Annotated in this window: 23 protein-coding genes, 2 tRNA genes and 1 pseudogene; 12 read left to right on the forward strand and 14 right to left on the reverse strand. The window is 57.2% G+C overall.

The window, feature by feature from the left end:
- Window positions 1–225 precede the first annotated feature (225 nt).
- Window positions 226–453, forward strand: a complete 228-nt coding sequence (locus OHL16_RS14340; protein ID WP_263367859.1) for a serine hydrolase — start codon at window positions 226–228, stop codon at window positions 451–453.
- Between the two features lie 94 nt (window positions 454–547).
- Here OHL16_RS14340 and OHL16_RS14345 read toward each other — a convergent pair whose 3' ends face one another.
- Entirely contained in the window at window positions 548–1,447 is a 900-nt protein-coding gene (locus OHL16_RS14345) for an NmrA family NAD(P)-binding protein (RefSeq protein ID WP_263367860.1), read from the reverse strand.
- A gap of 272 nt (window positions 1,448–1,719) precedes the next feature.
- Here OHL16_RS14345 and OHL16_RS14350 point away from each other — a divergent pair, with 272 nt between their 5' ends.
- A complete protein-coding gene (locus tag OHL16_RS14350; protein ID WP_263367861.1) occupies window positions 1,720–2,538 on the forward strand; it encodes an SAM-dependent methyltransferase in 819 nt (272 codons plus the stop codon).
- A gap of 178 nt (window positions 2,539–2,716) precedes the next feature.
- Here the strand turns inward: OHL16_RS14350 and OHL16_RS14355 are convergent, their stop codons facing one another.
- The 10 genes from OHL16_RS14355 to OHL16_RS14400 form a co-directional block, all read right to left on the reverse strand.
- On the reverse strand, window positions 2,717–3,334 hold the full coding sequence (locus OHL16_RS14355; protein WP_263367862.1) for a TetR/AcrR family transcriptional regulator: 618 nt from the start codon (window positions 3,332–3,334) through the stop codon (window positions 2,717–2,719).
- An 88-nt stretch (window positions 3,335–3,422) separates the two neighbouring features.
- Window positions 3,423–3,758: an SDR family NAD(P)-dependent oxidoreductase gene (locus tag OHL16_RS14360; RefSeq protein ID WP_263367864.1), complete on the reverse strand. Its 336-nt coding sequence runs from the start codon at window positions 3,756–3,758 to the stop codon at window positions 3,423–3,425.
- The gene (locus tag OHL16_RS14365) at window positions 3,739–4,125 is read right to left on the reverse strand and encodes a helix-turn-helix domain-containing protein (RefSeq protein WP_263367865.1); all 387 of its coding nucleotides are present in this window, start codon (window positions 4,123–4,125) and stop codon (window positions 3,739–3,741) included. Before OHL16_RS14365 ends, OHL16_RS14360 begins: the two co-directional genes overlap by 20 nt.
- A gap of 169 nt (window positions 4,126–4,294) precedes the next feature.
- Window positions 4,295–4,504 carry a hypothetical protein gene (locus OHL16_RS14370; RefSeq protein WP_263367866.1) on the reverse strand — a complete coding sequence of 70 codons (210 nt, stop codon included), beginning with the start codon at window positions 4,502–4,504 and terminating at the stop codon, window positions 4,295–4,297.
- Window positions 4,501–5,622, reverse strand: coding sequence for a quinone oxidoreductase family protein (locus tag OHL16_RS14375; protein WP_263367867.1), 1,122 nt, complete (start codon window positions 5,620–5,622; stop codon window positions 4,501–4,503). The genes OHL16_RS14370 and OHL16_RS14375 overlap by 4 nt, the downstream gene beginning before the upstream one ends.
- A gap of 216 nt (window positions 5,623–5,838) precedes the next feature.
- The gene (locus OHL16_RS14380) at window positions 5,839–6,144 is read right to left on the reverse strand and encodes a carboxymuconolactone decarboxylase family protein (protein WP_263367868.1); all 306 of its coding nucleotides are present in this window, start codon (window positions 6,142–6,144) and stop codon (window positions 5,839–5,841) included.
- A gap of 192 nt (window positions 6,145–6,336) precedes the next feature.
- Window positions 6,337–6,540 carry a hypothetical protein gene (locus tag OHL16_RS14385; RefSeq protein WP_263367869.1) on the reverse strand — a complete coding sequence of 68 codons (204 nt, stop codon included), beginning with the start codon at window positions 6,538–6,540 and terminating at the stop codon, window positions 6,337–6,339.
- Window positions 6,541–6,848: 308 nt separating this feature from the next.
- Window positions 6,849–7,370, reverse strand: a complete 522-nt coding sequence (locus OHL16_RS14390) for a YkgB family protein (RefSeq protein ID WP_263367870.1) — start codon at window positions 7,368–7,370, stop codon at window positions 6,849–6,851.
- A gap of 33 nt (window positions 7,371–7,403) precedes the next feature.
- Window positions 7,404–7,661: a carboxymuconolactone decarboxylase family protein gene (locus tag OHL16_RS14395; protein ID WP_263367871.1), complete on the reverse strand. Its 258-nt coding sequence runs from the start codon at window positions 7,659–7,661 to the stop codon at window positions 7,404–7,406.
- Window positions 7,648–7,980 (reverse strand): carboxymuconolactone decarboxylase family protein, encoded by a 333-nt coding sequence (locus OHL16_RS14400; RefSeq protein ID WP_263367872.1) that lies wholly within the window; start codon window positions 7,978–7,980, stop codon window positions 7,648–7,650. The genes OHL16_RS14395 and OHL16_RS14400 overlap by 14 nt, the downstream gene beginning before the upstream one ends.
- 595 nt (window positions 7,981–8,575) lie before the next feature.
- Between OHL16_RS14400 and OHL16_RS14405 the strand changes: the two genes are divergently transcribed.
- The 4 genes from OHL16_RS14405 (at window position 8,576) to OHL16_RS14420 (ending at window position 11,866) form a co-directional block, all read left to right on the forward strand.
- Window positions 8,576–8,929, forward strand: coding sequence for a carboxymuconolactone decarboxylase family protein (locus OHL16_RS14405; RefSeq protein WP_263367873.1), 354 nt, complete (start codon window positions 8,576–8,578; stop codon window positions 8,927–8,929).
- Between the two features lie 346 nt (window positions 8,930–9,275).
- A complete protein-coding gene (locus tag OHL16_RS14410; protein WP_263367874.1) occupies window positions 9,276–9,761 on the forward strand; it encodes a response regulator in 486 nt (161 codons plus the stop codon).
- 388 nt (window positions 9,762–10,149) lie between these two features.
- The gene (locus OHL16_RS14415) at window positions 10,150–10,734 is read left to right on the forward strand and encodes a DUF417 family protein (protein ID WP_263367875.1); all 585 of its coding nucleotides are present in this window, start codon (window positions 10,150–10,152) and stop codon (window positions 10,732–10,734) included.
- A gap of 169 nt (window positions 10,735–10,903) precedes the next feature.
- A complete protein-coding gene (locus OHL16_RS14420) occupies window positions 10,904–11,866 on the forward strand; it encodes a VWA domain-containing protein (RefSeq protein WP_263367981.1) in 963 nt (320 codons plus the stop codon).
- Window positions 11,867–11,893: 27 nt separating this feature from the next.
- Here OHL16_RS14420 and OHL16_RS14425 read toward each other — a convergent pair.
- Window positions 11,894–12,025, reverse strand: a pseudogene (locus OHL16_RS14425) (IS110 family transposase); the annotation flags it as partial.
- 233 nt (window positions 12,026–12,258) lie between these two features.
- Between OHL16_RS14425 and OHL16_RS14430 the strand changes: the two are divergent.
- Both OHL16_RS14430 and OHL16_RS14435 read left to right on the forward strand, forming a co-directional pair.
- Window positions 12,259–13,638: a phytoene desaturase family protein gene (locus OHL16_RS14430; RefSeq protein ID WP_263367876.1), complete on the forward strand. Its 1,380-nt coding sequence runs from the start codon at window positions 12,259–12,261 to the stop codon at window positions 13,636–13,638.
- A 168-nt stretch (window positions 13,639–13,806) separates the two neighbouring features.
- Window positions 13,807–16,581 carry a choice-of-anchor D domain-containing protein gene (locus OHL16_RS14435; protein ID WP_263367877.1) on the forward strand — a complete coding sequence of 925 codons (2,775 nt, stop codon included), beginning with the start codon at window positions 13,807–13,809 and terminating at the stop codon, window positions 16,579–16,581.
- A gap of 300 nt (window positions 16,582–16,881) precedes the next feature.
- Here the strand turns inward: OHL16_RS14435 and OHL16_RS14440 are convergent.
- Window positions 16,882–16,958 (reverse strand) — tRNA-Pro (locus tag OHL16_RS14440).
- Window positions 16,959–16,997: 39 nt separating this feature from the next.
- The gene (locus tag OHL16_RS14445) at window positions 16,998–17,537 is read right to left on the reverse strand and encodes a DUF4112 domain-containing protein (protein WP_263367878.1); all 540 of its coding nucleotides are present in this window, start codon (window positions 17,535–17,537) and stop codon (window positions 16,998–17,000) included.
- Between the two features lie 70 nt (window positions 17,538–17,607).
- Between OHL16_RS14445 and OHL16_RS14450 the strand changes: the two genes are divergently transcribed.
- From OHL16_RS14450 to OHL16_RS14465, 4 genes are all read left to right on the forward strand, one after another.
- Window positions 17,608–17,682, forward strand: a tRNA-His gene (locus tag OHL16_RS14450).
- Window positions 17,683–17,719: 37 nt separating this feature from the next.
- Entirely contained in the window at window positions 17,720–18,529 is an 810-nt protein-coding gene (locus OHL16_RS14455) for a DUF72 domain-containing protein (protein ID WP_263367879.1), read from the forward strand.
- A 2-nt stretch (window positions 18,530–18,531) separates the two neighbouring features.
- Window positions 18,532–19,566, forward strand: coding sequence for a YheT family hydrolase (locus OHL16_RS14460; protein ID WP_263367880.1), 1,035 nt, complete (start codon window positions 18,532–18,534; stop codon window positions 19,564–19,566).
- Between the two features lie 54 nt (window positions 19,567–19,620).
- Entirely contained in the window at window positions 19,621–20,238 is a 618-nt protein-coding gene (locus OHL16_RS14465; protein ID WP_263367881.1) for a hypothetical protein, read from the forward strand.
- The last annotated feature ends 29 nt before the right edge of the window (window positions 20,239–20,267 follow it).

The following is a 20,267-nucleotide window of genomic DNA, read 5'->3' on the forward strand; positions in this document are numbered from 1 at the left end:
TCGAGCCAGCAAATTCTTCAGCTCTTTGAAAAGCGAAGAGCTGGAATTGGAGGTCGCGCCGGCTCGAAACCGAATTGTCTACATTTGGGGCCATCTGACTGCGGTGAACGACGCAATTCTTCCGCTCTTCGGGTTTGGCCAACGGCGATATCCAGAACTGGATAACACGTTCGTCTCACCGGTTGACCATGCCGTTTTGCAGATTCCCAGCGGCTCGTCGCCATCATGATGCTGGTTGACAAAGCTAACCTCAAACTCAATGGCGTAGTTGGAGATTACTTACCGTCTTTCCCGCACTCAAATGTCTGCGTCTCGGGCGATGATGACGAAACCATCTCGCGCGCCGCTGAGCGACAGATAACCATCCTAGATATGCTGACGCATACTTCCGGTCTGATCTATGAATTCACGGGAACTACCCGGTTCATCGTTACTATCGGCGTCACGGTGTAATGCGTAGCAGCGCCGTACTAGCGCGGCCACCACAGTGAAAATCTAAATGGCACACTAGGGAGCCGACAAAAGTCGGCTCCCTTTGTTTGCGAATTTAAGACAGAAACGCGCTTCGGTGCGCCTCAAGGTATTCAGGCAGCCCGATTGGTCGTTGTCCTCCGATCTTTTTAACCAGATCGTTTGTTCCAGCAAATACTCCATTCTGGTGGTCTTTCGCAATCTCCTCGAAGTGCTGCCAGAGTGTATCGGTAACAACTTGTTCTCGGCCTTGGTAATTTCGACGAGGGATGTTGGCAGTCAACTTCTTTAGCGTCCAGGCATCCACTTGTTCATAGCCCAGGGGTCTGCCGATGACCTTTCCGATCTCGGCAGCAATTTCGGCAAAGCTGTACTCTTTCTCTCCATAGAGCCGGTACACTTGTCCCTTGTGCTCTTGCGGGGTGAGCAGGATTTTCGCTATCACCCGGGCCTGATCCTCCGCCGCGATCGGCGCATGCTTTCCGGTCCCGAAGGGCAACCGTAAGGTTCCCGTCTTGATTTGATCGATCCAGTAGAGAGCCCATTCCGCGAATAGGGTTGGACGAAGATGCGTCGTGGGCACGCCGGACCAGTTAAAGACCTGTTCCGAAATCCAGTGATTCTGGGCAGCGTGACTCTTGGCCTCCCGGCGCGCCGAAATCTGGGACATGTTCACCACGATCTCGATGCCAGCCTCCTTCGCTGCCTGAGCGAAATAGGCCGATGCCTGCAGGATGCCGGGCCTGATGGGGTAAACAAAATACGCGCCCTGAGCTCCTTCAAGTGCAGAGCGGACGGCTTCGAAATCCAGCAGATCGCCCCTCACAATTTCGGCACCCTGGGCGGCCAAAGCCGCCGAACGCTCATCCTCGTTGTGAACGAATGCTCGCACGCGAACTCCTGTATCGAGCAGGAATTTCACGGTTTTGCTTCCCGTCGATCCAGTCGATCCCGTTACCAAAAACATCTTCGACATACTCCTCCTTTTGCGCTTCGATTCGCGATGCGCTCCATTTTAGATGTCGTCCACACTCTAAATGGTTCAGGCGGGCCCAGGAGAAAAAACCCATTTGGAGGCTTATTATCATCTAATAACGGATAAGAGTCTCGAGGACAAATGTAGATTCCGGTCCAGCATAGTACGAACCATGAAATGTCCTTAGCCCAAGTGGAGTCGCGCGGTCGCCGGTGATGCGGCTGCCTCGTAAGGCAATCAACGCAATCAGCCATCCTTTCTGGAGAACCCTCATGACCGATACGACCACCAAAGTACAGGAGCATTACAGTGGCACTGGCCTCACCGACCGCATTAAGTCGGCCCTCGCGAGCTTCGCGCCCGAGGATCAGACAGTGACCATCGCTCAACTCGCTCCACTCGACCAGTTCCACACTCGCGGTATCCTCGCCACGGCCGACCTTGCCAAGGCGGCTGGCATTGAGCCCGCAACCCGCGTGTTGGATCTTGGTTGTGGCATCGGCGGCCCCGCGCGCTATCTCGCCGCCACTTTCGGCTGTAAGGTTACGGGTGTTGACCTGAGCCCTGCCTTTATCGACGCAGCCAACTACCTGACGGCGCGCACCGGAATGTCAGACCGCCTTACGTTCCAGGTAGGCAATGCTTTAGATCTGCCCTTCGCCGACGGGAATTTCGATGTAGTGTTCCTACAGCACGTGGCGATGAACATTGAGCACCGTTCCGCCCTCTATAGCGAGGTGTGCCGCATCCTTACCTCTGGCGGACGATTTGCAACTTACGATCTGGTTCTGCGCGAGGGCGGTGTCCTTTATCCCGTCCCCTGGGCGCGCGATGCCTCGACCAGTTTCCTGCTTAGCGAACTCGACACACGCACGACACTTGAACAAGTTGGGTTCAAGACAATCCTCTGGCGCGACGACACCCAAATCGCTCTCAACTGGTTTAAGGAGGCGATGGCCGGTGCGCCGCCGACCGGACCGAGCCTCGGCTTTGTGATGGGTACCGATTTCCAGGAAATGATCGGCAACCTAGCTCGCAACCTGCGCGAGAGGCGTCTTGGGCTCTTGTCCGCGGTTCTAACAAAGAAGTGAGACATTCGGCTTCACTTCACAGGTGCTGAGTTTCCGCATTTGCGGTTCCCAACGAGCGCATCGTCAGAACGATGCGCTCGTTGAGAAAAATCTATTCTCGTAATAGCCACAGCTCTCCCGGTCTGTGAAGTAGCTTGTATGAACTCTTTGAAAGTCACCGCATCGAACGCTCTTGTCTTTAATGCTTCAGAACGAAGGCTTTGGTGTCACGCAGAAGACTGTCGGAGAGCTTCGGATCGGTCACGATGCGAGACAGCATCATGCCGCCAATCATCGCGGCTGCGATCCCATGAGCGCGAGCCTTCGCTTCCTTCGGGGGGAGTTCAGGAAGATGGGACGCGATGATCGTGATGATTTGCTCGACGCCCTTCGAGGCTATCTGGCGAGTATCTTGATCGGCGTGACGCAACTCGGAGCCCACAGATGCCAGCGGACACGCTTCTTCGGAATTGTCGCGGTGTTTCTTCGACAGGTACACTCCAACTGTTTCTTCTAGGGAGCGATTGGCTTTTGGACTCTGCATCGAATCCGCGATACGTTCAAGAGCGGCCTCGACAGCTTCAGCGACAAGCTGGTCCTTCGATGAGAAATGCTTATAGAAGCCGCCATGGGTGAGACCCGCGGCAGCCATAATCTCGGTCAGGCCAGTGCTCTGGATTCCGCTTTCATTGAACTCGCGAGCGGCGACCTTGACGATCCGCTCGCGGGTCTCCGCTGCTTCTTGGCGAGACTTCCTCATTGTTTGCTCCAAGGGGTGCCCAATAGAGAGACGCCCATGATAGATGTTATCAAACATCTATCATGGGCGCAGCATCCCGAGCCATTTCCGTTGGGAATAGGTTGCCCTATTCGGTTGAGACTGTCACAAGCCTTGGAAAGGCGGGTTAGACGACGACGATTCCGCCATCGACCGGAAGGTCAATACCTGTGATATAGCTGCTCTCGTCTGACGCGAGGAATAGCGCGATCGAGGCGATCTCTTCCGGACGGCCTACACGGCCAAGCGGCGGGATGGAAGCAAAGTACCCACGGATTTGGTCCGCAGCTGCCTTGTCCGGGAACTGTGCTTCAATGATCGGCGTTTCGATCAGGCTAGGGCTGATGATATTCGCGCGGATCTTCCTTCCCTTGAGCTCATTCGTCCGCGTCCTCACGTAGAGGCGCAGCGCCGCCTTGGTTACAGCGAGCTGAAATCTCTGCCTAGCGAGGCATCGGCTCAACTTGTGTGGATCTGACTGTGAGCGAGCCATTCAGAGGGAGAAAGTCCGAGGCGTTGCGTGAAGACTCGCGTGAGGGCCGTGGCATTGGCATACCTACACCACTCGCGATAAGTTTCAGCGAGCTCCCTCGCCGCAACATGGTTTGCGCAACCCCCAGTCGCCAGTTTGTCAGGTAATCAAATGGCGTCATGCCGACAACTTGCCGAAAATAGACCGCGAAGCGCGCGCGAGACATACCCGCAAGTTGAGCCAGATGCTCCAGCGACCAGGAGGTTTCAGGGTGTTGATGCATCGCCTCGACCGCCCTGCTCAGACGCGCATCGCCGAGTCCCATCAAAATGCCGCTGTCAATCAGGCGTGCATTCATTGCGGATCGTATGAGAAGCACAAAGAGATATTCGAACAATCGATCCAGCGCAGCGTGACGATCGCACCCGCGTCCTCTGCCTTGCAGACCTCTGCCCATAGGCGACGGCGGACGGTTCGAAGCCAACCGATGGTCTCCCCCTATGCGGGATCTTGGCTTGAAACGCGACTCACTCGAACGGTTCGGGCAACGCCCCTAAGGTCTCGGCGTGTTTACCCACCGTCTTCATCATGGATTCAAGATATAATCGCTGATCTTCATTCAAGCGTTCCAGCAAGCGCTCAAGAAGGGCGGCGTCGCGTTCATAAACCAGAAGCAGATGTCTATGGATTGGTGGTCCTCCACAGCCGATCGAATGGACGAAGCGGTCCCTCGTCAACTCCCCGCCTCGAGATCTCGATCCACAATAACCGCCACCTTGCCCAGCGTGCTACGACCCGACTTGAGCGACTGTAGCCCGGCATTGATGGCCTCGACGGTGCTGTCGATAGTTCCGCCGATATGCGGCACCACCAGCCCTTGTACTGCCCACTCCATCGCCAGAGTCATGCCGCGGTGGAGGAAGGCTTTCGCCTCGTCGTCCAAGATAGCGGGTTCGGAGAAGTAGCGCAGTATGTTGACGTTGATATGCTTGGCGCCGCGCTCGGCCAAGATGGAGTCGACCGGGCTTTCGGTTTCGACCAGGCGGGTCGTTTTTCCGGGGCCAACGCCAAGCACGACCCAGCTACCGCCCCGGCGTACTGTCTTCGCCGTCTCAACGAAGCCCGCCTCGCTGTAAGTGGCATCGAAGACGACGTCGGCTCCCCGGCCGCCGGTCAACCGCGCAATTTCGGCGGCGATATCGTCGCGCTTATAGTCAAAAACGTGATGCGCGCCAGACTGCCGGGCAAGCGCGATCGATTGCGGCGTGCTGCCGCTGCTGATCACGAGTCCTGCCCGCAGGACACGCGCGGCCATCTGCACTGCGAGATGCCCGACGCCGCCCCCGCCGCCTGGGACGTAGACCGTGTCGCCGGCTTGGACAGTGCCACGGAGGCTCGCGAAGGCCGAAAGGAAGCACATCGGCAGAGCTGCCCCAAGGAGAAAGCTCAGGGATTCCGGCTTGGGGACGGTCAGGAACTCCCTGGCGAGCGCATAGCCCCCTTCGCCCCCACTGCCGGCGACCCAGCCGCCATCGCCATTTAGATCAGCCATCGCCACTACGCTGTCTCCAACGGCTATGCCGCGCACGGCGCTGCCTATGGCCACGACGATGCCGGACAGGTCGAGGCCGAGGACAACGGGGGGTGTCCGCCCAAAGAAGTTAAGGTCGGCGAGCTTATATTCCAGCGGGTTGAGCGACGAGGCGGCGACGCGGATTAGAACCTGGCCGGTCCCCGGCTGCGGGACAGGCACACGCACCGCCTCCAGTGGAAGTCCGGCCCGGTCTTTCGTATAGCCGACGCCAAGAAACGTCTTCGGGATTGCAAGCGTATTTTTCATAAGTGTCTGTCGCATGAAATTAGATGTCTCATGCCCCTTCTCATTTGCGGAATGCTCGGCAGAGTCGTCGTTCGCGGTCCAAATCTCTACGCCACCTGGCGTTTTGTTTCTTGTTCCAGAAGCCGGCAGGTATCAACGGCCTCAAACAGCCACCCAGACATCGAGCTTGAGCCCCATGTCTCGTTGAGACATGGGGCACCAACAACGGTTGCTTCGCGACATTTACTCTCGTTACTCTTTGAACAAGTGCGTCGCGTGCGTGATCGACGCGCCTGCGCGCATCGCGGCCGCGACTATCGCTGCTTCCGTCAGCATCGCGTCATTTGCGCCGGCTTGACGGGCTGCTCTTACATGCAACTCAATGCAGTATGGGCACTGCGTAGTCAGCGCAACTGCCACAGCCATCAACTGCTTGTGCAAGACATCAATGGCACCGTCTTTGAACGCCTCTTTGTCAAAAGCCCAAAAGGCTTTCATCGTTTCAGGTGCATTCTCATCGAGCTTCTTCAGCCGAGTGAGATTTTTCATATCAAACATGTGGGTGACTCCATTTTGGTTTGGGTAAGGCGCTTCCGACGATGAGAGGTATGGGAAGCGCGTTTGGTTACACGTCTCAGGGCTTCAATAGTGACTCCCCAAAACGCACGGAATGGCAAAGTCGATTGAAAAGGTTCTCCAACTTCATCCTCTGAGAATCGACTTGGCGGCTCTCTGGCATCCTTTGCGCGTTCAAAGGCTCCGCATATAAAGGCAGATGCACGTTATTGCGCCTGTTAATCCGATGACCAAGGTGATGCAAATCCCGACAAGCGTGCCGGCGTCTTCTCCGGTTCTTTCAGCACATAAATCTGGATCCAGGTACCGAATCGCCCACGTGATCTCGGCGTCAGTCAAATGTTCGTTGAGCTTCATCAGTTCGCGGTTTTCCTGCATGAGATGTTCCTCTAAACAAGCGTGCTCTGACTCTCCTCGCTAAGGCGGAGCCGCTCCCAAAGCGAGAACAGCTTTGATTCCCTCGCGATAGTCAGTTGAAACCTCGTATCCAGAGTCTTTCAACATAGAGACGAGAGTTGCTCTCAGAGCGTCGTCAAAGTCCACTACTAACAATTTCCCAGTTTGGTCGTTCATAGCTAATATCCGTTCTCGGTGCAGCCGAACAGAATTTCGGGTTACAGCAACGTGGCCGACGCCGATGTGCTCGGCGCCGAGCCACGGTCCACCCGGACTTTTCCTATTTCTCTTCACGCAATCTTGGCATCAAGCGTGATTTTGGCAACTTCAGCATCAAGCGCGGCTCCGGCAAGATCCTGCTTCAGCAGGTAGATCGATACCGCCAGTAGAACCACATCCTTCATCAAGAAAGCGACGTTTCCGACCATTGCCGGGAATCCGCCTGCGGATGGCGCCCAGCCGTCCGGCATGAAGGGGATGATGGTGACTGTCGTGATGAAGGTGACCATCGAGCCGAGAGCGCCCAGGACTCCGAGTTTCTTCTTCCAGAAGCCTGCGAACAAGAGCGCCCCAAACAGCCATTCCGAAACACCCAGGAAGTACGAGGAGCCTTTGATACCGAAGACCGGGTACATCCAGAAGATGAGTGGCCCGTGAGTGAAGAATGGGATCAGACCCTGCGCCTCATAATCAAACCACTTCTGGTATCCGAAGAAGAAGTAGATGAGCACCATCGACGCGCGGATGACATGGTAGTCGAGATCTCCTTTAAGGAGACGTGCTTTCGCAAGAGCATTGATGAGCCAGTTCATGAGTTTATCCTTTCGCTTCTGCATGCAATGCTTTCAATTTCTTGTTGCCAGGGAAGCTGCTTCGGTCTCGACCTCGACGACCGGGAAGTCGATCTCCGGATCGGCGAGGCGATTGGCGTAGTTGGTCAATGTATTCAGTGCGACATTGGCAACGATTTCCAACATGAGGCCGTCATCGATCCCAGCCTTCCGCACCAGGTCCAGGTCCTGACCTGAAGCGAGTCCACGACTACGAATGATATTTTTAGCGAAAGATACCAAAGCGCGGTCAAAGGGATCATCGGGGATCATCGTTGTTTCCCTCGCGCGCTTTGACGACATCTGCCGCGCTGAGACCGCCAGCCTTCGCTGATGCTGTATGGGCGGAAAGGCAGTACTGGCACTCGTTTTCCTGAGCGATAGCCAGGGCGAGGATTTCGCGTTGATGGCCTGAGAGGCGACCACGCGAAAGCGCCTTTGACAGCGACAGGTATCCATCCAGAGCGACGGGAGCATTTGCCAGCGTGGCAAAAGTATTTGGGACTTTGCCGAGGCTCGCTTTCACCTGGGACAGGGTGGCAGCAACTTTGTTATCGAGGTTTGAGGGAGCTGCGGGGGCAATTCGGGCCATGATCTTCTCCAATCTTTCCGGCGGCTTTTCTGCACCACACGAAAACCATTCTGGAAGATAGGATGAGACGCATTGCAACTGAAAGTCTCGTTTAGATACCTTATAGTCTCAAATGGATCCTCTGGGTCCCTCTTTCGAAAGATTCTCCCTGTCAGCCCGGATGTTTTTTCGGGAAGACTGTGCGGGAGAACTGGAAATCAAGACGAACAGGCCGGCTATCTTCATGTGCTCAGAAAAGGGACACTGAAGCCGCACAAGCAGGTTAGTCAGATATTGGTTACTTCCTGTGTCCCAAGGCTACGAGCGAGCCATTCAGATGGAGACATTCCTACACGTTGTGTAAAGACTCGCGTTAGAGCTATAGCACATGGAGATGGCCGGCCCGTTCAGATTCATGATCGCCGGTGATTCCGCACAGTCGTCCCGAATAAAACATCTGGGCCGAGAGAGAGAATCTTTCAAAGAATGGCGCTAGTGGATCCATGACGAGACTAGAAGATATACCAACGGTACTCTAGGTCAGCAATGCGTATCGTCTCATTTTCAGAATGTCTCCTGTGTGGTGCAGAAGCGCCGCCAGAGATTGGAGAAGAATATGCCCCGCATTGCTCCCGTTGGTTCCACAAACGTCGACTCCAAAGTTGCTGCCGCACTTTTTCTTTTGCAGGTGAAGGCGAGCCTTGATCTCAGCACGGCGGAGGCCCGCAAAGCGCGCACCGGAAATAGCGACGATTTCTTCGAGCGCGCTTTGACATCTTTCGCGAAAGACATCGTTCGTGACGGTGGCCTTGTTTCAGACCAGGATCTCGCGATCGCTCGGAAAGCTGGGATCGATGACAGCCTCATGTTGGAAATCGTTGCCAACATCGCGCTGAATACTTTGACCAACTATGCCAATCGCCTTGCCGACCCGGAGATCGACTTCCCTGTCGTTCAGGTCAATCTCTAAAGCAGAGTCACTGGCAAAAGGGAAATTGAAAACACTCGTATTCAGGAACGAAAGGATAGAACCATGAACTGGCTTATCAATTTCCTTGCGAAAATGCGGCTCTTCAAGGGAGACCTTGACAACCATCTCGTTCGCGCATCGATGGTGATCATCAAGTCATAGGAATCAACTTTGCGACGGTACGTGACTTCGAGGTGTCAAATTTTTGCCATTCCCGTGCGTTTTGAGGAGTCACTCTTGAAGCCCTAAGACGCCCGCTGTTCGGCGCGAGAGATGGCTAAGAAAGGAGGGACCAATAGGTCCGGACGGTATCGGTCCCAAAAACAAAATGCATTGTGAGTAGAAAATGAAACGCCGACAAATGAAACGCAGTGTAGACCTGTCGAACACTCTATTCGATTCCAACCTGGCCGACCTCAAAGATGTGCCTATGAGCACGTCACCCGCACAAAGTCGCAAACATCGGATTCTGTGCGTAGACGACGAGATTGCAGGCACCAGAATTCGCGGACAAATTCTTGAAGAACACGGTTACTCAGTAGCTCTCTATCATTACCCATTGGCAGTCCTCCAGTGCGACCTTTCCCTGTTTGATCTCGCGGTTTTAGATTTCCAGATGCCTGGATTAAGTGGCCGGGATCTACTTCTGCGCATGCGGGCCTTGGGAGCACGATTTCCCGTAGTGCTGCTCACTGGAGCCGTCGATGCCCTTTCATGTGAAGATCGCGTTCTATTTGCGCGCTGCATCGACAAAGGTAGACCTATCCAGCACCTGCTCGAGACTATCGCGGAATTTCTGGATCCGAATCAAACTCCTGACTACGGCACATAAGAACGCACGTCAATGGCGCGTCGTGGCAGAGCATCGAGGCGAGGCGGTCACAAAAATGAACGCCCTCGCCCTCGGTGGGTCATTCGAGCGAAACTTGGACTGCGTCTGCTCGGGAACCCGGGCATTTGGACGAATGATCTTCAGTGTTCCTTTCTTGAACACATGAAGATGACCGGCCTGTTCAGACTCATGATCGCCGGAGATTCCGCACAGTCGTCCCGAATAGGACCGCCGAGCCGTGAGGGAAAACCTTTCGAAGAAGGGTGGGAGTCGATCCATTTGAGACTATAAGGTATTTCAATGAGATTTTATGTGACAATCTGTCTCATATTATCTCCAAAGAAGTTTCCTGCGCAGTGCAGAAGCGCTGCCCGGATTGGAGAAGAGTATGTCCCGTATCGCTCCCGGAACCGCACCCAACATCGACAGCCACGTTGCCGCCACGCTTTCTCAGGTTTCTTCGGCTGGGCCTTCCAAATCAGCTAAAAGTAGCCTGACCAGATTGGCGGCATGGATCAACGATCATAATGTCCCTTTCCTTGTAACCAGCATTGGCATGATTGTTATGCTTCTTTGGGCCGGGTCCTATAAGATGACCGCTCCCGGCGCCGAAGGTATCGTTCCTCTGGTTTCCAACAGTCCGCTGATCTGGTGGCACTTCAAATTGTTCGGTCCCTATATCGGCTCCGATATCATCGGACTCACTGAGTGGGCCGGAGCCCTGTTTTATATCGCAGGCTATTTCAAGCCTAAAGCCGGCGTCATAGGTGGCCTCATTACCATAGTGATGTTCTTTATCACCAGCACTATGGTAATCACTACACCCGGCTCGACGATTTCGGTTCACGGCATAAGGTACATGAGTTTTTTGGGCCTGTTTCTCTACAAGGATGTCATCTCGCTCGGGGTATCGTTCTACCTGATCAGCTATTTCGGCAACAAGGCTATCCTCTTGGAAAACAGAGGCGAGTAAATGAAGGGAGGACAAGGTGGCACATTCCAACCCAGTGTGCTTGCAGTGTCCTTCTATCTACTACTGAGACGGGACGTTGTTCGGTATTCACAAAAGGCGAACTGCGCTCTCTCCGGGGTTCCCTTTGAGACTTCGAATTCTTCAACAGCTCGTGCTCCTGGCCTTGCCCGTGACTCTGAGCATGCACGCGCAGGACTCGCAGCCCTACACTCTCCGCACCCAGTCCAACGTGGTTCTCGTCCCCGCCACCGTCCAGACCAAACACGGTGAGATGATCTACGCGCTCAAACCGGAGCAGTTCGTAGTCGAGGACAACGGCGTTCCGCAAACCATCCACCTCGACGAGGACACTGATTCGCTCGGCCTTACGATGGTCGTGCTCCTGCAATGCAGCCGCTCGGCTGTGATGGAGTCGGCGCACATCGCCGGACTCGCCACTATGATCGATTCGATCGTCGGCGGAGCACCACACCAGATCGCCGTCGTCTCTTACAGTGAAGACCCTACGCTGCTCGGCAACTTCTCAAGCGATACCGCCGAGACAGCGGAGACCCTCGCGCAGCTCACTCCATGCGATGGCTCTGCCGCAGCCACCTTTGACGCCGTCGCCTACGCAACCAAACTTCTGGAAGCCCGCGACGACCACAACCGCCACGTCATCCTGCTGGTCAGCGAGACGCGTGATCACGGCAGCAAGACCAAGGCCGCGGAGGTGATCGCCGCGCTCGGCCGCACCAACACTGTCGTCGACTCGGTGGCCTTCTCACCGGGCAAGACCGAAATCCTAAATGATCTCCACTACGGCGGAGGCTCCGGTCCCATCGGTCTGCTCGTGATGGCCGTCAACGCTCTTAAGAAGAACGTATCGCATGAACTGGCCGCACTCTCCGGAGGCGAGTACATCAACTTCACCACCCGCAACAGCTTCGATGAAGGCATGCTTCAACTCACGAATCACATTCACAACTACTATCTGTTAAGCTTCCAGCCTAAATCCGGTCCGGACGGCAATCCCTCGCCCGGAATGCACTCCATCCGCGTCAGTGCCCCTGATTATCCAAGTGCGCGTCTCCGTTTCCGCGAGAGCTACTTCAGCGGTGCGCTCGATACGGTGCCGCCCGAAGCACAGTAGCCAAGAAAGGCAAAGAGGCCGGCTAAGGAAACTGGTCTTCAACAATCCCACCGAATGGAGAATCCATCGGCGGTCCGACACGTCGCTCTTGCGGCCAGGAACATTCTTTACGTATTGCGCATTTACAAGAAATATCTGGAAGCCACGCGTCTCCAGAATGGTGCTCCCAAAATAAGCCGCTTCATGTCTATTTCGAGGGGCCACCGTTGCGGCCCTGCGACTCCGCCAACCGCACGTGGTCCTTCATAATCGTGTAGCCGGCGTGAAGCCGTGCTCAGCAAGTAAGAAACTAAGTCCACCGCCGCACGTCGGTCGCGGCAGCGTCTACGATCCGGGTCGAACCGTAGGTCTTCCGTCGGCGCCGCACGTGCTAGGCTAGGGGGCCAAAGCCCATGCCAACTGCGAGCATCATCGGCTCAGGTCCCAACGGTCTTTCAGCGGCGATCGTTCTCGCTGCCGCTGGTTTTGCAACCACTGTCTTTGAACGTAATGTTCAAATCGGCGGCGCGTGCTCCAGCGCAGAGACCACACTGCCGAATTTCCGTCAGGACTTAGGATCCTCTGTCTATCCGATGGGCGTAGCGAGCCCCTTCTTTCGCTCACTTCCCATAGAAATTCCTTGGATCGAACCAACCGCGCCATGCGCCCACCCGCTCGACGATGGAACGGCCGTTATGCTTGAACATTCCATCGAAGCTACCGTCGCCACTCTGGATGCAAGCGACGGTAGCCGATATCGTTCCTTGATAGCGCCCCTGGCGTCGGAATTTGCGGAATTATCTGAAGAGATTCTTGGGCCAATTCTGCATATCCCACGACACCCATTTGTCCTCGCGCGCTTCGGTTCGTCGGCACTTCTACCTGCAGCATCTCTGGCCCGTTCTCGTTTCGCTGGAAAACGCGCCAAAGCCTTTTTTGCCGGCATGGCAACTCATTCCGTGCTTTCATTAGAAGCCCCAGCTTCTGCAGCCGTTGGTTTGACTCTCATAGCTGCCGGTCACGCAACTGGCTGGCCTATTTTGCGCGGCGGCGCTCAAGCTCTCCCAGATGCCCTCGCCCGTTATCTGAAAGACCTTGGCGGCCGTATTGAAATCAATCATGAAGTTACTCAACTCCCAGAAACTGATCTCATTCTCGCCGACATCACTCCCCGACAGCTTCTTCGCATCGCGGGCTCTCAATTGCCATCGCATTACTGCAAGCAGCTGAAAAGTTTCCGATACGGCGCCGGCGCCTTCAAGATTGACTATGCATTGAGTGCCCCCATTCCCTGGACTGCTCCTGAATGTTCGCGGGCCGCGACCGTTCACATTGGGGGCTGGCTTGAAGAGATTGCCGAGTCGGAGCGAACTTTCACCTCCGACCGGCCCTTCGTACTTCTCGGTCAACCGTCGCTCTTTGACCCGAGTCGAGCCCCGGTTGGCCAGCATACCGCCTGGGCCTACTGCCACGTACCTAACGGAAGCACAAAAGACTGTACCGAATCCATCGAACGCCAGATCACACGTTTCGCACCGGATTTCCGCGATTGCATTTTGGCCCGCTCCATTTCCTCACCCGTGGCGCTTGAGCGGTGGAACCCGAATTTGATCGGCGGCGATTTCTTGGGGGGCGCCATGGATATTCGACAGCTTCTCTTCCGCCCCACACGTTCACTCTATCGCACACCACGGTCCAATCTTTATCTCTGCGGAGCATCCACTCCCCCTGGTGGAGGTGTCCACGGAATGGCCGGTTATTATGCCGCGACCACAGCGCTTGCGACCATGTAGATGCGAGAATGTCGAGTAGCCGGGCAGCCCATGTAAGCTAACAGCAGTCAACAGATAATCCTTGAGGTGGGATTTGGGCTGGGGTATGATGCAGGCGTTTTCCAATTGCTTTGCTGCGCTCCTCCCTGCTGCAGCGCGATCGTATGCGCGGAGAGAAAGGTCCTCCCCTTGGCTGCTCTTCGGTTTTCCGGTTCTGGTCTTATGCTGGGGCTTCTGGCACTAACAGGCTGCTCCCTCTCGCCTACGAAACCAGGCAGCAGTGTTCCGCGGCTGAAGGGGATTGGCGGTAATATCCATGGTGGTCAGCAGCCTGTCTCGGGCGCGACGATTCAGCTTTATACCGTGGGGACGACAGGGGATGGGTCGGCGGCTACGCCGATGCTGACCAGTACGGTCAAGTCGGATGCGAACGGGAACTTCCTCTTCGGTGGGCTGTTTTCGTGTACGAATGCAACGATGGTGTACCTGACGGCGACGGGCGGAGATCCGGGGCTGGGTACGAATAACCCGAACCTGTCGATGATGACGGCGATCGGGCCATGCTCGTCGATCATGTCGAATACGTTCGTTATGATCAACGAGCTGACGACGGTGGCGGCGGTCTCGACGCTGGCTCCGTTTATGGGCGCTTCGGGTTCGGCTGCGAATATCGGGTCGTCTCCGACGGATGTGTCATCGCTAACGGCGGCGTTCACGTTGTCCTCGGAGCTCGTCGACCCGACAACCGGGGAGACGCCGGGGCAGATGGTACCGACGGGGATGACGGTTCCGTCGGCAGAGATTGACACACTGGCGGATGTGCTCTCGACGTGCATAAACTCGGCGGGAGGAACTGCGGGCGACTCGTCGGCTTGCGGCCACCTGTTTTCTCTGATGACTCCTGCCACCGCCGCGGCGCCAACGAATACAATTGCTGCACTGCTGAATCTGGCTAACAATCCCACGTTGAACACGACTGCGGTGTATAGCCTGGCCCCGGCTGCGGCGGCGCCGTTCCAGCCGGGACTGACGACGGCTCCGCCAGACTTTCAGATCCGGCTTATGGCACCGGCCAGCTCGATGACGTTACAGCTTAGCCCGACAAGCGTGACGTTTCCTGCGGAGTCGGTTGGACTTACATCAGTTGCGGTGCCGGTAACGATTACGAACACCGGTTCGGCGGCGGTAACGATCAGCTCGATAGGAGTGGTCGGGCCGAATGCGGCAGATTTTACCGAGACGAATAATTGCACATCGACCGTGCAGCCGACCGTTACATGTTTTGTTGAGGTGACGATGAAGCCGAGTGCGCTGGGTGCACGGAATGGCTACCTGAGCGTTGTTTCCAATACGTCCGACTCGCCACAGTACGTTGCGCTGACAGGAGCCGGCGTCACGCCCAGCGCAGGACCCGTAACGGTGAGCGCAACCAGTCTTTCGTTCAGTCTGGCAGGCTCCTCGCAGGACATTACTCTTTCCAACTATGGCACCACTCCCCTGACGATTGCGAGCATCACCTCCGGCAATTCCAGCTTCCTGCCCACGAGCAACTGCGGCACGATGCTTCCCGCGCAGTCTGTCTGCACAATTTCGGTCCAGTCAATCGGATTCCTCTATCAGTTTGGCAACTACCAGCCTTTCGGCGGTCTCCTGACCATAGACGACGATGCATCGGCGGGCCCTCAAACTGTCCAGCTCGGGTCGCTGAACAACGCGGAGGTCTCAAACCCTGCCGGAAATGCAACCAACATTCGCTTCAACTTTGATCTTGGAACCTGGGCGATTGGAGACTCCGCAAGTGGGACCTTTGTCTACTCAGTTGACATAGCTGCTAACCCTCTCTCCTTTGGAGGGACGTTTACAGGTCCGGCTGCGAGCGACTTTTCCACCTCGGGATGCTCTCTCCCTTATGGAGTCCAGTGCAGCTTTACGGTGACGTTTACGCCGTCAGCCACTGGGGTTCGCACCGCAAGCATTAACGGGGTTAAATTCACCGGGACAGGTCAGGCCGCCGGGCCTTCATTCATTACCAGCACCGACGCGAACCAATTTGTGTATTTGAGCAATACCAATGTTGCCAACAGCACGAACACTGTGGGCATTACAAACAACGGCACAACTCCGTTGAATTTTTCTTTTTCGTTCTCCGGTGCGAACGCGGGAAACTTTGGCGCGCAGTCACCGGGCTGCACCTCCCTTGCACCTCGCGCAACCTGCTCTGCGAGTTATGGGTTCACAGCGAACAGTTTAGGGACCTATTCCGCGTTGCTGAAGATCACGGACACGAATTCCTCGTTTTCGCAGACGGTTCCCCTGACATTCCATGTGAGCTACTGGGATCCCCTCGTCTCTCCTTATAGCTTGAATTTCGGGACCGAGCCTCTTGGTACTACAAGCTCCGCCCAGACGTTTACTGTCTCCGATGGCAATTTGCAGCCTCTGGGCCATCCCATCTCCGTATCGCTTCAGCCTTCGAGCAATTTCACGCTGCCCCAGGGTTCAAGCTGTCCCGCCAGCACGACCCAGGTGTGCACGTTAAGCATCGCCTTCGACCCTCATGATATAGGTGCGATCCACGAGTACCTTACGGTCACCGACCTGACAAGCGGAAAGACCAACACGGTGCAAGTATCAGGCACCGGCGGGTCTCCAGCAGTGTCGCTCTCTCCTGGCTCCATCACTTTTCCAGCTCGCTCTGTGGGCACAACATCTGTTCCTACGATCGTCACACTCACCAATACCGGCACAACGTCTCTAACGGTGAGCCAGATCAATGTGCTAGGTGCCGTGAACGGGAACTTTACCGAGACGAATAACTGCACGACCGTAGCGCCGAGCGGGACCTGCTCGATTAATGTCACCTTCGCGCCGACCGCAGCAGGTCCGCAGTCGGCGACCATCCAGATATTGAGCAATGCGGCGAGTTCTCCCGACACTATCTCCTTGTCGGGAACGGCGAACTGATCGGTTGCTGCGAAGATCCTGACCTGTCTCGGCCTTCTCACGCGACTTGGGTGGCCGGCTGCGATGCTTGGACCCTAGCGCAGATTGCGGGACATTCTTCCATAGCTATGTCCGCCCGTTACGTCCACCCAAGCCAAGATGCAGTGATGAACGTTTTTTCGCGGCTTCATACATCGAAAGAACTTCCCAGCACCACGCAATAGCGACTGGTGGCTCCGTCCAAAAAGCAGTCACCCGCTACAGTATTCGCTACAGTGCTTTTTCGAGGGGATGCGCGAACGCGCTAAGTGATTGAATCATTGGTCGGGGCGGAGGGATTCGAACCCCCGACCCTCTGCTCCCAAAGCAGATGCGCTACCAGACTGCGCTACGCCCCGACTCCTTCCAGTCTACCGCATCGTCCCGCGCTGCATCCCTCACAACCAGGTGTGGAAGTGCACATTCACCCCGAAGATCGAGTGCATCATCCCCGTCGCCATCCACGTCAGCAGCAGCATGGGCAGCAGCACCAGCACCATCAACACCGCGCACACCGCTCCCAGAAAAATCCAGCTTTGGATCGTGTACTTCCGCGGCTCCAGAAGGCTGTTGGTCAACAGCGCATAGTTCCGCCGGTTCGCCCGCCACGCGATATCGAACATATCCCCCAGCACCGGAACCGCGCCCACCACTACCTCGATCCCCACATTCGCAATCATCCGCGCCAGCACCACATACGACACTCCGCGAAACCACGCCGCAATAATGATGACGCACGAAGCAATCCCACCCAGCACATCGCCGATCCCCGGAACCACTCCCATGATCCCGTCCAGCCCAAAACGGATCGGGAGCCCCGGGATCTTGATGAAGTCGTCCAGAACGTGCGACAGCAGGTCCAGATTCTCATCGTCGAACATCCTGCCGCCCAGCTTCGCACGCGGCGAAAGAATCTCGGGCTTGACGGCTGACTGCATCGCACTCCCCGCATCCTCCCGCGGCAGTTTCCTTTCCGCCGGGAGCCAATGCTATAATCTTCAGTATACGGCGGCTATAGTTCAGTGGCAGAACGCCGCTCTGTGGCAGCGGATGTCGTGGGTTCGAACCCCACTAGCCGCCCCAAACATCCTCCTAAGCTCCACCGAGCACCTGCGGAACAGTGCCCCGCACACCTCAATCCCCCCCACCTTCGCCCGAGATAGCCGCCAGCGCCGCAGCCTCGCGCATCTTCGCCGGAACCTCCGGCTGGGCCTATCCCACCTGGAAGCCAGCCTTCTACCCCGCCTCAACCCCCGTAAAAAAATTCCTCGAGTTTTACTCCACGCAGCTCAGCTCCGTCGAGGTCAACTACACCTTCCGCGCACTTCCCACGGCAAAGATGCTCGAAGACTGGCTTGCCGCCACGCGGCCTTTCTTCCGCTTCAGTTTCAAGGCCTCGCAGCGCATCACCCACATCAAGCGCTTAGCCAACTGCGCCGACGACGTCGCCTACCTTATCTCGGTACTCGAACCCGTCCGCCAGGCCGGCAAGCTCGGCCTCATCCTCTTCCAGCTCCCGCCGAACCTCAAGGCCGACACCGCTCGCCTGACTACCTTCCTCGAAGCCCCCGCCCTGCGCGCCGCAGGAGCCCCGCCCATCGCCTTCGAGTTCCGCCACGCGTCCTGGTTCACCGAAGAGACCTATGCCATCCTCCGCGCCCATAACGCCGCGCTCTGCATAGCCGAGAGCGACGACCTCGCCACCCCCGAGGTCCACACCGCCGCCACACACACCAGCTTCCGCCTCCGCCGCACCGGAGCCTACACTCCCGCCGAGATCGCCGCCTTCGTCCAGCGCTTCACCACTCTCGCGCGCGACCGCGACGTCTATATCTACTTCAAGCACGAAGACGAGCCCAGCGGAGCCCTCAACGCTGTCTCCTTCCTCGCCGAAGTCGCGACCCACACCCAAAAGGCAGGCACCCGGTAGAGATGTCCACCACCTTAGAATCCCTCGCGACCCACACCACTGACTTCATTCCCCGCCGCTTCCTCTCCAACGGCCATCTCCAGACTATCGTCGGCAACTTCCTCCCTCGCCACAACACCCTCCCGCATGCCGAGCCCACACTCGTCGAGGTCTCTCCCGCAACCGAGGACCAGATCTCCAGCCAGATCCGCTGCGACTGCCACTGGCAACCCCTCGACGTCCGCGCCTCGCACCACACGGCCATCATCGTCCACGGCCTTGAAGGCTCCTCCTCCTCGCAGTACGTCGTCGGCAACGCCAACAAACTCTGGCAGGCCGGAGCCAACGTTGTCCGCATGAACATGCGCAACTGTGGCGGAACCGAAGCCCTCACGCCCACGCTCTACCACTCCGGACTCTCGGGAGATGTGGACGCCGTCATGCGCCACTTCACCTCGCTCTACGGACTCACCTCCGTCTCACTCATCGGCTACTCCATGGGCGGCAATCTCGTCCTCAAGCTCGCGGGCGAACTCAGTACCTCAGCCCCGCCCCAGCTTCGCTCTGTCATCGGAGTCTCCCCCGCAATCGACCTCGGCCCCTCCGCCGACACACTTCACGCCCCGCAGAATCGCCTCTACGAGTCCAGATTCCTCAGCGCCCTCCTGCGCCGCTTCCGTCGCAAGGCCGCTCTCTTCCCCCGCGCCTACGACCCCGCGCGTGCCGACGCCGTCCGCTCCATCCGCGACTTCGACCAGCGCATCACCGCCCTCTACTCAGGCTTCTCGGGTGCCGACGATTACTACTACCGCGCCGCCTCCGCCCGCGTCCTCGACCGTATCGCCGTCCCCACCCTCATCCTCAACGCCGCCGACGACCCCTTCATCCGCCTCCTGCCGGCGAGCCGCGTCCTCATCGCCGCCAACCCGCACGTCACCTTGCTCGAACCCGCCCACGGAGGCCACTGCGCCTTCCTCGCCACTCCCAACCGAGCCACACACTACGACGGCTACTGGGCCGAACACACCCTTCTGCGCTTCCTCTTCGACCACGCCTGATATAAGAGCGTGCTCGCACTTAGCCTCATCGAACAAAGCCGCTAAGATAAAGAGATGCTCTCCGAGTGGTCCGCCGAATGTGGCCCCGACGATCCCGTCCTCGTCGTCCCATGGTCGGACCCTGCGCACCCTGAGATCCACTTCATCGATCTCCGCGAGAACCCCTACGACCTCGACCATCTCCCCGAGGCCGAGCAGCACCCTACGCTCCTGCAAGTCCTCCGCGCCCTCAACGCCCCGCGCTCCCCAGTCTTCACGGCCAAATGTGACGCCTGGACCGTCGCAGCCACCAACGCCGACGACACCTACGCCCAAAGTGAGCTCGCCTATCTCCACCTCCATCTCCAGCAAGGGGCAGAGGAGACTCCCGTCGCCTTCGCCAGCTACATCGACCTCCTCTGGCGCGACCGCACCGTCTTCGCCTCCCTTCACCGCCACGAGCAGCTTCTAGACCGTCTCACCCGCCGCGCAGTTCCGCTCGACCACCCCTACGCGATGCTCGAGCTAGTCCTCCGCCCCGCACTCGTCGACCTCGCCGGGGCCCAGGAGGGCTTCGCCGTCAGCCTCTACATCAAGGCCCTCGGCTACGGCCCTGAAAGCGCGAACCAAAACTGGTCGCGCGCTTTCAACGACGTCGTCGCCCTTCTCCGCAACAAGGCCTTCGCCTCATAACTTGCAGCTCCCGGGATTTATTTTTCTCA

The sequence above is a fragment of the Edaphobacter bradus genome, assembly GCF_025685645.1.
Lineage (GTDB): Bacteria > Acidobacteriota > Terriglobia > Terriglobales > Acidobacteriaceae > Edaphobacter > Edaphobacter bradus.